11 protein-coding genes are annotated in these 12,645 nt (G+C 47.4%); 1 reads left to right on the plus strand and 10 read right to left on the minus strand.

The window, feature by feature from the left end:
• Positions 1-161: 161 nt before the first annotated feature.
• The 5 genes from AEA42_RS19090 to AEA42_RS19110 all read right to left on the minus strand — a co-directional run bounded on the left by AEA42_RS19090 (position 162) and on the right by AEA42_RS19110 (position 5,801).
• Positions 162-1,526, minus strand: coding sequence for a sodium-dependent transporter (locus tag AEA42_RS19090; protein ID WP_055648554.1), 1,365 nt, complete (start codon positions 1,524-1,526; stop codon positions 162-164).
• Between the two features lie 336 nt (positions 1,527-1,862).
• Positions 1,863-2,363, minus strand: a complete 501-nt coding sequence (locus tag AEA42_RS19095) for an Lrp/AsnC family transcriptional regulator (RefSeq protein ID WP_055648555.1) — start codon at positions 2,361-2,363, stop codon at positions 1,863-1,865.
• A gap of 369 nt (positions 2,364-2,732) precedes the next feature.
• Positions 2,733-3,515, minus strand: coding sequence for a phosphatase PAP2 family protein (locus tag AEA42_RS19100; protein WP_037427709.1), 783 nt, complete (start codon positions 3,513-3,515; stop codon positions 2,733-2,735).
• Positions 3,516-3,632: 117 nt separating this feature from the next.
• Entirely contained in the window at positions 3,633-5,111 is a 1,479-nt protein-coding gene (gene creD, locus AEA42_RS19105; protein ID WP_055648556.1) for a cell envelope integrity protein CreD, read from the minus strand.
• Positions 5,112-5,273: 162 nt separating this feature from the next.
• A complete protein-coding gene (locus AEA42_RS19110) occupies positions 5,274-5,801 on the minus strand; it encodes a hypothetical protein (RefSeq protein WP_055648557.1) in 528 nt (175 codons plus the stop codon).
• Positions 5,802-6,035: 234 nt separating this feature from the next.
• On the opposite strand from AEA42_RS19110, the gene AEA42_RS19115 reads away from it, so the two are divergent.
• Positions 6,036-7,202, plus strand: coding sequence for a crosslink repair DNA glycosylase YcaQ family protein (locus AEA42_RS19115; RefSeq protein ID WP_055648558.1), 1,167 nt, complete (start codon positions 6,036-6,038; stop codon positions 7,200-7,202).
• Here the strand turns inward: AEA42_RS19115 and AEA42_RS19120 are convergent.
• From AEA42_RS19120 to AEA42_RS19140, 5 genes are all read right to left on the minus strand, one after another.
• On the minus strand, positions 7,199-7,564 hold the full coding sequence (locus tag AEA42_RS19120; RefSeq protein ID WP_055648559.1) for a hypothetical protein: 366 nt from the start codon (positions 7,562-7,564) through the stop codon (positions 7,199-7,201). The genes AEA42_RS19115 and AEA42_RS19120 overlap by 4 nt on opposite strands.
• A 59-nt stretch (positions 7,565-7,623) precedes the next feature.
• Positions 7,624-7,956 carry a hypothetical protein gene (locus AEA42_RS19125; RefSeq protein WP_055648560.1) on the minus strand — a complete coding sequence of 111 codons (333 nt, stop codon included), beginning with the start codon at positions 7,954-7,956 and terminating at the stop codon, positions 7,624-7,626.
• Between the two features lie 93 nt (positions 7,957-8,049).
• Positions 8,050-8,304, minus strand: coding sequence for an accessory factor UbiK family protein (locus AEA42_RS19130; protein WP_023266071.1), 255 nt, complete (start codon positions 8,302-8,304; stop codon positions 8,050-8,052).
• Between the two features lie 116 nt (positions 8,305-8,420).
• Entirely contained in the window at positions 8,421-11,510 is a 3,090-nt protein-coding gene (locus tag AEA42_RS19135; RefSeq protein ID WP_055648561.1) for a multidrug efflux RND transporter permease subunit, read from the minus strand.
• Between the two features lie 13 nt (positions 11,511-11,523).
• Complete coding sequence (locus tag AEA42_RS19140; protein WP_055648568.1) at positions 11,524-12,642, minus strand: efflux RND transporter periplasmic adaptor subunit; 1,119 nt, start codon at positions 12,640-12,642, stop codon at positions 11,524-11,526.
• Between the last annotated feature and the right edge of the window lie 3 nt (positions 12,643-12,645).

Raw genomic sequence — 12,645 nt, forward strand, 5'->3', positions numbered from 1 at the left:
TAGGATATTGGCTTCGCGCATCTTGTTGTCCAAGTGTAGTTTTTAGCGAAACCATTTGATCATGCAACAAGATGCGCTTCCACCCTAATTTGATGATTTATTTGTAAATCATCAGGGGATTCTTCAGAACTCAGCATGGATTGTTAGCGTTTGGAAAGAGGTTACACAAATTGCCTGATCGCGATCGCGATGATTAGTACTGGGCAAATATACTTCACGTACCTTGGCCAAATACGCCAGAAAAGCCCGGTGGCATCGACACCCTCTTGTCCACTTATCGCCTTGAGTAACTGGCTTTGGCGCCAAATCCAACCTAAGTAAATCGCAATACCGAGGGCTACCAGCGGTTGGGCCATTTGCGTGGTTAGCATGATAGTGAAACTAAATAGCGTCTCAAAAAATACCGCCAGTAATAAGGATAATGAGGTCAACAATAGGCCGATGATCAAGGTAGCACGTTGGCGGCTGAATCCACATTTTTGCATCACATAACTCGTTGGCACCTCGGCGATGGAAATGGCTGACGTCAGGCCGGCGATGATCAGCAGCATAAAGAACACTACGCTAATAATGAGGTTGGCCGTGTCGCCTAGGGTTGAGAATAAGGCGGGTAAAACAGTAAAGACCAATGCATCCGAATCGATCAACTTGCCTTCTGCACTAAAAATCTGCACGCCATTATGCTGGGCCACATACATGGCTGGGATGATTAAAAAGGCGGCGAGAAAGGCGATGCCGCTATCGGTAAAGGCAACCCAGATGGTTAATTTGGCAATATTCTCTTTTTGGCTCAAATAGCTGCCATAAACCATCATGGCACCAGTGCCTATGGTCAGTGAGAAAAAAGTCTGTCCGAGTGCGCTCAGCAAGGTATCTGGCGCGATAGCCTTGGCAACGTTAGGCGTTAATAGTGCGGTAATACCTTCACTCGCGCCATTGAGGGTGAAGATATAGGCCACGCCTGCGATCAGCATGATCAACAATAGCGGCATTAAGCGTTTAGACCATTTCTCTATGCCGTCTTGCACGCCTTGCAGCAATACCAGAAATACCAGTGCGCTAAAAATTAGCGTGAACACCAGATTGCGCGATAGCGAGAAATCCACTAGCCAAGCGGCGGTATCGTGCGAGCCCATAGCCGTGGCAATTGGGGCGATGGCGTAGCTCACAAACCAGCCAGAAAGAATGCTGTAGAAGGTGTAGATCAACCCTGCTGTTACGATAGAAATTAATCCTATTGTCTTGCCTAAATTGCGGCTGAGCGAGTTGCAACCGAGTTTACCCATGGCATCGGCGGGGTTGGTTTGTCCGTGGCGACCAATCATAAGTTCAGCCATCAGCATGGGAATGCCTAGGATAAAAATCAGTACTAGGTACACCAGCAAAAAGGCACCGCCGCCATGGGTTGCCGCTTGGGTGGGGAATCCCCAAATGTTGCCGACACCAACGGCACTGCCGGCTGCCGCCATAATAAAACCTAAGCGTGAGCTGAAATGGTTAGTCGAATTTGTATTGGCCGATTGCATTGTGCCTCCCGTAAAAAGAAGGCGTATCTTAGGCGGATAAATAAGAAGTTCAACGCAATTTTAGTGCGTTAAATTGATATTAATCTGCAATTATTATTTGTATTTTGCTTTAATTTTGGTGTTAAATTTTGATTTATGGTGAGGTTCGCGATTATGTTGCACGTGGCGGTGGCTGACTGCCTCGCTTTAGCGATTAATTGCGATAGTAAAAACCTAATAAATTGTGATCTTATCGCCAAAAATACCTTTCGCAGGATGAGTAGTTTGGAGGAGCTACGCTGCAACCATAGCTGCATTGGTCTCACGCTATCGCAGAAGTTGCCGCTTTTACTGCGCTTAGGGTTCAATAGTGATATGGCTTAAGGGGATGGCCGTGTGCTCCTTGACCTTTTTCAACACGAAGCTGGAATGCACACCTGCGATATGCACATTTGTGGTGAGTTTATCTAACAGAAAAGTACGAAAGTGCGCCATATCTTGGACTAACACTTTGAGTTGATAGTCGGCTTCAGAACCCGTGATCAGCGCGCATTCTTGGACTTCTTCGTAGCCCTGTATATTGGCTTCAAATTGGTTGAGGATTGCAGGCGTGTGTTTTTCCATCCTTACATGGATATACGCAGTCAAATGTAGGTTGAATTTATCCGCTGACAGACGCGTCGCATAATCAGCAATATAACCCGCTTCTTCTAGGGCTTTAACGCGGCGTGAGCAAGGGGACGGCGACAGGCCGACTTTCGTTGCCAGTTCAAGATTCGATAACCTGCCGTGGGTTTGCAGTAAACGCAAAATGGTTAAATCGAGTTGGTCGAGTTTATATGGGTGAGTTTCAGTCATGGAAAGTTTAGGGGTAGCGGACTCTACCCCTAGTTTGCCAGTGTTAGCGCTGTTTGCCAAAAATCTTGTGTAATACCAATCACATTAAATATCTAATCAGTTCAGAGCCTCACAGGCATTTCAATCCAAGGCGCATTGACGCAGAAATGGTCATTCCCTTTTAAGTCAATGCAACACCGGAGTGAGATGCCTGTGAGGCTCCCGAAGGGCGGGGTTGAACGTGCTTTATACTGCGTTTAAGGCTTTCGACAGAGCACCACTATGCCTTCAAGCCTTCGCCTTGTCTAAAGCGCGTTTAACTCCCGCTGAATGAACAGATATTTAATACGATTGGTATAAAGGTCTGATGGCGAATTGTCGGTCTAGGCGTTATTGCGAAGAGGTTTTCGCAAACCTTTGCGTGAATAGACGCATTTTACTGACCAAAAATATGCTTAAGCTGCTGATGATTGCGGCCAGTAGGGTGGAAAAGAGCACATCCTGCGGCCAGTGCATGCCGAGTAGCATACGGCTTAGGCCCATCAATAATCCCCAAACCAATAACGCACTGGTGAATAGAGGTAAACCCGCTAAAAGCAGATAGTAGCTGGCGGTTAGCACTAAGGTTACGGCAAAAATGGTGTGTCCAGACGGGAAGGAATAGCCGATTTCATCTTCCCAATGTTGGTGGATTTTTGGGGACAGTTTTACCGCTGAGGTTCTCGTTTGCAGCTCGGTCAGCGCCTCAGCAATGGCCTGTGAGCGTTCTGGTTTTGCGAGTTGATAGAAGGTTTGCGGAGTTAACTGTGCATCATCTGGGAGTGCTTGCTCAGATAGATACACCAGATTGGGCCTTGGCTCTTTAAAAAAACTTTTAAGGGCATGGCTAGTGCTTAGGCTTAATACTTGGCTTAGGCTGATGGCTAAAAACAAGTTAATAAATAATGCTTTAGGCATATAACAATAGGCAAGCGCCAACACGACTAAAACAGTCGCAACACCATAGGGCGCTGTGCCGGTTGTGGTGAGCCAGTACAAGGCTCTGGCTAAGGGCGATTGTAGATCGAGCAGCGGAAATAATTGATTTTGCGTAAGTAACAGTAGGCTTGGAATCGCTGCTAGCAGTAACCATACAAGCGCCAAACGACGTAGAAGATAGGCTGGATGAGTCAAAATATTTGCCTCCGAGTAAACGCAATAGGCTACATGTCACATGTGGTCTTGCCAATAAAAAAATCCCGACAGCAAAAAGTGCGCTGTCGGGGGTCTTCAAGGGTGGAGCGGTAGGTGCTATTGCACTGTGTCCTTGGGTTGATGACGGGTTACGAACATCAAAATCAGTAAAACCACTAATAACAAGCCAGTACCCATCAGTAGGGCGTAATCTTCTAATTGCAGTATTGAGTACAACACCGCATACAAGCTCACCAGCATAGTGCCGACAATTGCACCACGCTTAAGGCTAGCGGTAGCACTGCCCACATAGGCGGATACCGACAGTACAGGAATACAGGCGGCGATCAGATAGGCTTGCAGGAAGGCAAGATGCTCCGAGAGTGACAGTAACAGCAGGTAGAACAGGGCCATCGCACTGCCAACCAGCATATATTGCACTGTGCTTAGGCTGGTCTTTTGACCCAGCTCGAAGATAAATAACATGATAAAAGTCAGTACGATAAACAGTAGGCCGTATTTAACTGAGCGCTCAATCTTGCCGTAATGGGTTACAGGTTCAAATAACATGGCATTGGCCACGACTTCGGTAAGCGTCGACTGATTACTCTTAATAAACTCCTGCGGATAGTTGCGAGTTAAGTGACTGATATTCCAGCTGGCGGTAAATCCGTTGGCAGTGATTTCGCGCTCTGCTGGGAGTAAGCCTTTAAAACTCGGGTGCGGCCAGTCGGCATGGATATTCAACAAGGTTTGCTCGCCTAATGGCAGGGCACTAATCGACTGAGAGCCGCGCAGTGTCATGGCAAAGTTCACGCTAAAATCACTTGCTTCGCCGACTTGGATCCCTTGGTTAAAGCCTTTCTCTAGACCGCCAGTCGTCAAGCCAGTGCCCGACATCAGCGAGCCAGAGAGTAAGACTGAATCGCCTGTCACCTCAATCTTTTCTACTTTATCAATTGCTTGGTTTGATGACACACCAAAGACTAAACGGGCATTTTTGTTATCAAAGGCGATAAGGTTAGGAATGTCATAACGATTTAAGCGAAAGTCAGCCTGCCCCTTAAGCGCAGCGTTATACACCAGCGATTGATAAATGCCACGGGTACGGAAATCATGTTTTAGGTCTAAATCGAGAGTGAGCTTTTTCGGCAGAATCACCAGCTCATCTTGATAGGTGCGCTTCACTTCGTGGCGGGTTTTGCCGTCGTTACTGACTTCTTCTTGCATCACAAAATAACTGTAGGGGATCACCAACGCTGGGCCTGAGAGAGTTTGCTGCTCGCCCCATGAACGGCCGATTTCATCGACCACGCTGTTGTAAAGCATTTCGCGATCGGACGTCATATCCATAATGATCCCGAGCGGTAGCAAGGCCACAATCGATAGTATGCCAATGGTGATGGCTTTTAATAAGGTGGTGTTTTTTAATGCCGTTCCCTTTGTCGTAGTTGCTGCCCACGGCTCTTGTGTTGACATATCGGTTCCTTGATCACGATTGAGTTTTTTAAGGAGTGCGCGCGCCACTAAATAAATTGCGCCGCCAAACAGCGCCAAACTCAGTAACGTGAGCACCCAGAAAATAATGTTAAACATGGATTTCATTCCCTATGAAATACGCGCGAGTCGCCATTGCATACTGTTGGGCTAACTCGATATTACGGCGGGTATTAAAACAGATTTGCCCACGGAAGTTGCGGGCAAGTTGCTGATCAATAGTGGCAAAATTATGGCAATCGCCTTTAAGTGCGCTAAAACCTATTTTGAACTGGTGCGTTGTTTGCCAAATTTCGGGTGTTTAGCCTCAAAGTCATCTTCCTTGCGGATATGTTTGAGTAGCACCTCAAGACATTCCTTAAAGACATCGATTTCTTCGGAGTATACGGCGGCATGGTGTGAAAACCATTGGTGTTTTTCACGCTCACGATTATTGCAGTCCGGCCAAATACGTAGCTCATACTCATCGCCAATCACGACAATTGCATAGTCGATTGCGCCATTGCTAAAGGTGATGCATTGGGGCAGATACACGGGCGCTTCACCTTTGAATAGCTCGTACCAAATGGCTTCGCTACGCCAAGAGACTATGGGTAAAGGCGCTTTAATGGAGCAGCCAATCGATTGATGTTGGTTAAACAGGACTGCCTTAATATCGTCGATGCTGAAAGGTTGTAACTCGCCATTCTTTTCACCGAGTGAGTACAGCATATTCATTAAAAATGGCAGTTTAGTACCATTGCCGGTTTTACGGCCGCAGAGTTTGGCTTCGCGGTAATAGATATTCATTCATCAATCCTTAATGAGGGGCTAACCTTTGTAAGAGGGAGTTGTTTGACTCGAGGTAAGCGATAGCCCTAAGCGAGGAAATGCCCTATGTTAACTCAAGTTGTACGCGAGCTGACAAATTCACGCTAAGTTTACGAAATATCCGACAAAAGTAAGAGGATTATCCTTTTGATCATCCGTCAGTCATGGCATCAATCTTAGGGCGCAATCGTTTTGAGCATTTTGGGAGAATTTATGTCGAGCCCTTTTTCACCCCGTGAGTGGTTGCAATTGAATATGCAACAGCAGGGCTTATTACAACCGCAGACGTCGGTCTGTGAGCTTATTAGCCGTCTCGGGTATGTGCAAATCGATTCGATTAATGTGGTCGAGCGGGCGCACCACCATGTGTTGCATAGCCGGATACCACAGTATCAACCGCAGATGTTAGATACAGCGTTAGCACAGGGTGAGATTTTTGAATATTGGTCCCATGCGGCGGCATATTTACCCATTGCCGACTACCGTTTTAGTTTGCAACGTAAACAACAGCTGCAAAATGGCGGCAAACATTGGTTTGAGCCAGACGATAAGGTGATGCAGGAAGTGCGTGCCCGCATTCGCGCCGAAGGGCCACTTAAAGCCAGTGACTTTGAGCATACTGAAGGCAAAAACGGTGCCTGGTGGGACTGGAAACCCGCCAAAAAGGCGCTAGAACAGTTGTTTATGCGCGGCGAGCTAATGGTGGTGCGGCGGGAGAAATTTCAAAAATGCTATGATTTGACTGAGCGCGTGCTCCCAAGTCATATCGATAGCCAAGCCCCGAGTGAGACCGAGTTTGCTCGCCATTTGATTGAGCGTTATCTCGATGCCCATGCCTTTGGCTCGGCAGCGCAAATCGCTTATCTGCGCAAAGGCATAAAAGCTAATGTGAATGAGCAATTAGCCGCTATGCAGTCTCAAGGTGAGTTGACAAGCTTTAAGGCCGAAGGGCAATGGTATTTTTATCGCCCCGAGCTGCAAATAACCGCTGCAATACCCAATCGAGTCTGGTTACTCAATCCCTTCGATAATCTATTAATTCAGCGGCAGCGATTAAAGCAATGGTTTGATTTTGATTACCAAATTGAAGTCTATGTGCCCGCCGAAAAACGCCAATATGGCTATTACTCCCTCGCGATTTTGTGGCGTGACTGCTTTGTTGGTCGAGTGGATGTGAAAGCCGAGCGGCAAAGCGGTTTACTGTTATTACAACAGCTGACTTTAGAAGAGGGATTTAGCGGCATGGATGATGACTTCTGTGCAGCATTTGAGACGGCAGTTGCTGAGTATGCGCGTTTTAATGGTTGCAGCCGCTGGAAACTGGTGAAGGCTAACCATAAGGCATTTAAACAACTATACGGGCGGCAGCAGAAGATCTAATCGGGATCTTTGTCGTTATCAGGGCATTTGTTTTTAGATGGTACATCCATCCAGCGAAAGCACAGGTACAGCAGGGCCAAAAAGAACAGCGGCAGGGCGGCATAGGCTAAGGATAATGAACTCTTATCCCCCCGCGCGAGCCAGTAGCAGGGAATGTACACTAAGGGATAAGCAAGGGTTCCCCATAAAAAGCATTTATTCATCAGTTGGTAAAACCAATGCACGTTAATCGTGGTGCGGCTGGCAAGTCCCATCAGGCTGGCGAGGACTACAAAGGGATAGCTGAGCAGTGGCAGGCCGCCAAGGAGCAATAATCCCCAAAGCAGATAGTCCTGATAGAAAGTGGTGCTTGTAGTATCCATTGTCTTCTTCCCTGACGATTCGAATTCGAGCGCTTAAGTCTTGGCGCCCACAACTATTCTCACTCGGTAAGCCCTTGCTGCATCTTAAGCCAAAAGCGCTGCTGACAAAGATTGCTAAAGGATTTTTGCTGCGGCGAAATCGCGATATTGGCGGTGACGACTCGATAACTCAACCAATAATCCTCACAAACCGCGTTTGGCTCATCAGCTTGTTTATCTTGCTCGCTTAACAGACTGACCACAACCCCGTTATCGAAGTGATATAAGGTCAAAGATTCACACATTTCAGCATTATCGTCTCGATAACTTTGCTGCTCTTGGGTGTGGCTCACCACTGAAACTGGGCTAGGATAGCCTTGAATAGCAAGGATGTAGCTGGCGAGTTGTTGCATTATTTCCCTAAGTGACTTAATGCTTGAAGTGTTAAAACAAAAAAGCACAGCTGCGCTATCGCTAACTGTGCTCTTTCAAACAGGCATTATAAGTTAGTCCGCGGCGTTTAGCTTTTTCTCAAGCTCATTCACTTGTGCTTGCAGGGCTTCTAATTTCTCGCGGGTTTTCAGTAATACATGCTGTTGTACTTCAAACTCCTCACGGGACACCATATCCAACTTGAGCAATTGATTTTGCAGCACTTGCTTGCTGCGCTCTTCAAATTCGCCGGCAAATTGCTTAAGACCGCTGGGCAGGCTATCGCTCAGTTGCTTCGCCATTTCTTCGATTTTCTTTGGATTGATCATCTTCTTGTCCGCCTCTTTACTGAATGGGGGGATTGTAACCTAGTACGTTGGCTTTCAAAAGAAAACCGCCTTGCAAAACCTACGTCTTAAGGGACGTAGGTTTTACTTGGATGCGGTTAGCTGTTGTGGGCTAGCCCGTCGGTATCTTCGTCAAACACGGGCAAAGGCTCATGTTTTTCAGCAAGATAGGTATAAATCACCGGTAATACAAACAGGGTGAAAATGGTCCCAATCGATAAACCTGCGACAATCACAATACCGATATTAAAGCGTGCTACCGCACCTGCGCCGGAAGCAAACAATAGCGGTAACAGACCCGCAATCATCGCTGCTGTGGTCATTAAAATCGGGCGTAAGCGGATGGTTGCCGCCAGTTTAATCGCCTCAAGTTTAGATAGCCCACGGTGGAGTTGCTCCTCTTTGGCCACTTCGCACATCAAGATCCCGTGTTTAGTGATAAGACCCACTAAGGTAATTAATCCTACTTGGGTGTAGATATTAATTTTGGCTAAGCCAAACACATGGGTCCACCCGAGTACAATCAAGGCGCCGCTAATCGCCAGCGGCACAGATACCAAGATGACTAAGGGATCTTTAAGGCTTTCAAATTGGCTGGCGAGTACTAAGAAAATAATCGCAATTGCCAGTAAGAAAGTGGCATAAAGTGCTGAACCTTCAGTGACAAACTGGCGCGCTTCACCGAGGAAGTCGTAGCTATAACCCTTAGGTAACTCGTTATCGCCAATATTTTGCAAAAAGCTGATGGCATCACCAATGGCTACGCCTGGCGCGGCTACACCACCCACAGTCAAGGCATTCATTTGGTTAAAGTGCGGCAGTGAGCGAGGCTCGGCCACCATTTCAATATCAACCAAGCTGGATAGCGGAATGGATTTACCATCGGCGGCTTTGACATAGTAATTAGCCAGCGATTCTGGGTTCGCCCGCAGTTTACGCTCCACCTGTGGGATCACTTCGTAGGAGCGACCATCCAAGTTAATGCGATTCACATAGCCATCACTCATCATGGTGGCGAGTGTGATCCCGATATCTTGCATGGTCACGCCGTAGGTCCCGGCTAAGTCACGCTTGATATGCAGTTTCATTGTGCCTGAATCAAATTTCAGGTTGATTTCTGAGTACACAAACAAGGGACTCTTTTGCACCTTTTCCAGTACGCTGGTACCGATTTGGAAGAGGCTGGCGAAGGAGTTTGATGTAGTAATCACAAACTGAATCGGTAAACCACTCGACGCCCCAGGCAGCTCAGGCATTTGGAAGGTGGTAATCGCCATTCCAGGAATGTGTTTTACTTCTTTAGCAAAAAACTCCTGCATTTGTTTTTGGCTCTTATCCCGCTCGCTCCAAGGTACTAATGGCGCTATCCCGAAGGCTTGGCTGGAACTTGGTACGCCCACAAAGGCGAGTGACGCGGCTGATTCAGGCTGTGCCTTAATCATATCTGTGACTAAGCCCATATTGGCTTGGATGTAGTCCAAGTTTGCAGTCGAAGGTGCCGTGCCCATCATCATTACTACGCCTTTATCTTCGTTGGGCGCCAGTTCTGACGGGATAAACTTAAACAACACTGGCAGTGAAGCGAACACGATAATCGCAAAGGCGACGATCACTGGGCGATGTAACATCACCGCATCTAGCATGTTGCTGTAACGGCGAGTCAGCCCCGTGAGGAAGTTTTCGACTCCCATTTCGAACCGATTAGGTGCGGTATGGGGTTTGAGAATTTTGGCACACATCATGGGTGACAGTGTCAGTGCCACTATGCCCGAGATAAACACAGAACCTGCGAGTGTAAGGGCAAACTCCTTAAATAATGAGCCGGTGATCCCGCCCATTAAGGCAATCGGCGCATAAACCGCGGCGAGGGTAATGGTCATGGAGATCACTGGCACCGCGATTTCGCGGGTACCGATAATCGCGGCTCTAAAGGGCGATTCACCCAGCTTGATATGTCTGTCGACGTTTTCGACCACCACAATCGCATCGTCAACCACCAAACCAATGGCGAGCACCATGGCCAGTAGGGTCATGAGATTGAGCGTAAAACCAAACATCTGCATGATGATGGCAACCCCAATCAGCGAGAGCGGAATGGTCACAATCGGGATCACCACGGCGCGAAGCGAACCTAAGAAAAGAGTGATTACCACGATAACAATAATCGCGGCTTCACCAATGGTTTTAACCACTTCTTTAATCGATTCATCAATTGCGAGTGAGGAGTCGTACAGAATGCTCGATTCAATGGATGGCGGTAAGTTACGCTCAATTTCAGGTAACAGGGCGCGGGTATCAGCCGTAACGGTAAGCGGGTTAGCCGTTGGCGTGACATCAAGGCCGATGACCACGGCTTCTTTGCCATTGGCTAAGGCGCGGAAGATATCATGGCTCTTTTCGAGGCTGACATCGGCAATATCACCGAGACGAACGACTAAACCGTCTTTACTGCCGATCACTAAGCGTTTTAACTCTTCGATGGTGGCAACTTGAGTGTCTGCGGTGCCGTTAAAAAGGGTGTAAACACTGTTGGTTTGACCTACCGCTGACTGATAGTTGTTCGCCTGCAATACTTGCATTACATCGCTGGAGGAGAGGTTAAACGCCCCCATTCTGGCCGGATCGAGCCATATACGCATGGCGTATTTAATACCACCGAGTAAATTCACCTTAGCAACGCCGTCAATGGTAAAGAGCTGGGGTTTGACGACGCGCTCAAGGTAATCCGTTAGCTGGCTTGAGTTAATCTGGTCACTAAAAAATGAAATATACAGTACAGAGGTTTGCGAGCCAGTGGACATTTCAACACTGGGATCTTCAGCCTCTTTGGGCAGTTGCGATCTCACTGAGTTCACTTTAGCGAGAATATCGGCCAAGGCGCCATTCGGATCGGTATTGAGCTTCATATACACCGAGATTTTCGAGGTGCCGAGGAAGCTCTCTGAGGTCATAAAGTCAACGTTATCGGCCTGCGCTAACGCTTGCTCTAACGGTTGAGTAATAAAACCTTGGATTAGATTTGCATCCGCGCCGTAATAACTGGTCGATACCGTGACTACGGTATTCGTCATCTTCGGATATTCACGCACTTGCATGCTATTGAGGGCATTAAAGCCTAACAGCAGCAAGAGAAAGCTGATTGAGGCGGCGAGTACGGGTCGCCTAATAAAGATATCTGTAAAGCGCATTATCTTGCTCCTATTACAGCTTTGGCATAGTGTCGGAGTGGGTCAGGGCTTGGTCTTCAACCACTGTCACTTTACTGTTGTTACTGAGGCGAATTTGCCCCGAGGTGACAATACGATCTCCCGCTTTTAACGCTCCACTCACCAGCGCGTTATTGCCGTTACGCTCTAATACCGTCAGGTTGATTTGCTCGACTCTAGCCAGCTTTTTACCGTTTTCTTCGACCTCTTTGATGAGGTAAATAGAGTTACCATAAAGGGTAAAGTTGATGGCGGTTTGTGGCAGTACAAACTGATCGTTCAGTTCTGGCAATAGGATGGATACTCGGGCAAACATCCCGCTACGCAGTTTGGCGTTATCGTTAGGAATGCGTGCTTGCACTTGGATCAGACCGCTTTGGTAAAACACGGCGGGTTCAATCGCGGCAATTTCACCTTCGAAGGGTTGCTCAGGATAAGAGTCCACAAACGCATGGATTTTTTGACCTACGGCAATACGAGGTAATTGGGTTTGCGGAATAGTGAAGCGGATTTTCATTGTGCTGATATCTTCGAGACGCACAATATCGGTACCAGGCTGAAGATATTCACCTAAGTTAATGTTACGAATACCCACTAAACCACTGAAAGGCGCACTGATTTCACGGCGCTCGATAGTGGCTTTTAAGCTTTCAATATCCGCCTGTAAGGCCAGATATTTAGATTCACTATTGTCTAGATCCTGTTTAGAGACTGACTTTTGCGCATAGAGTTTTGTAAGGCGTTTAAAGTCGGCCTCAGCGGCGGGCAGTTGTACCATTTTGCTTTTAAGGTTGGCTCTTTCCACTTTGGCATCGAGTTCGGCCAGTAGTTGGCCTTTTTCCACTCGGCTACCGTTTTCAAAATTAATGCTGGTGACGCGTCCTGCTAATTCGTTGGAGATGGTCACCCCTTGATGCGGCTCAACAAAGCCAATCGCATCAATTGTGGGTTGCCACTTTTGCATATCTAATGTCATGGCTGTTACAGGAAACTCAGCCTCTGGCATATTGGCGATCGCCTCGGCGATTTTATTTTTTACCATCAGGTTAAAGCCGATCACTGAGCCAAAGGCAAGTACAGCGATCGCTAGCATACTTAGAGTCCATTTTTTTATGGT

It is taken from the genome of Shewanella sp. Sh95 (assembly GCF_001308045.1).
GTDB lineage: Bacteria > Pseudomonadota > Gammaproteobacteria > Enterobacterales > Shewanellaceae > Shewanella > Shewanella xiamenensis.

Excerpts from the sequence above, each read along its gene's own strand:
- AEA42_RS19090 (WP_055648554.1), bottom strand. The coding sequence starts at position 1,526 with ATGCAATCGGCCAATACAAATTCGACTAACCATTTCAGCTCACGCTTA.
- AEA42_RS19095 (WP_055648555.1), bottom strand. The coding sequence starts at position 2,363 with ATGACTGAAACTCACCCATATAAACTCGACCAACTCGATTTAACCATT.
- creD (WP_055648556.1), bottom strand. The coding sequence starts at position 5,111 with ATGTTTAACATTATTTTCTGGGTGCTCACGTTACTGAGTTTGGCGCTG.
- AEA42_RS19110 (WP_055648557.1), bottom strand. The coding sequence starts at position 5,801 with ATGAATATCTATTACCGCGAAGCCAAACTCTGCGGCCGTAAAACCGGC.
- AEA42_RS19115 (WP_055648558.1), top strand. The coding sequence starts at position 6,036 with ATGTCGAGCCCTTTTTCACCCCGTGAGTGGTTGCAATTGAATATGCAA.
- AEA42_RS19120 (WP_055648559.1), bottom strand. The coding sequence starts at position 7,564 with ATGGATACTACAAGCACCACTTTCTATCAGGACTATCTGCTTTGGGGA.
- AEA42_RS19125 (WP_055648560.1), bottom strand. The coding sequence starts at position 7,956 with ATGCAACAACTCGCCAGCTACATCCTTGCTATTCAAGGCTATCCTAGC.
- AEA42_RS19130 (WP_023266071.1), bottom strand. The coding sequence starts at position 8,304 with ATGATCAATCCAAAGAAAATCGAAGAAATGGCGAAGCAACTGAGCGAT.
- AEA42_RS19135 (WP_055648561.1), bottom strand. The coding sequence starts at position 11,510 with ATGCGCTTTACAGATATCTTTATTAGGCGACCCGTACTCGCCGCCTCA.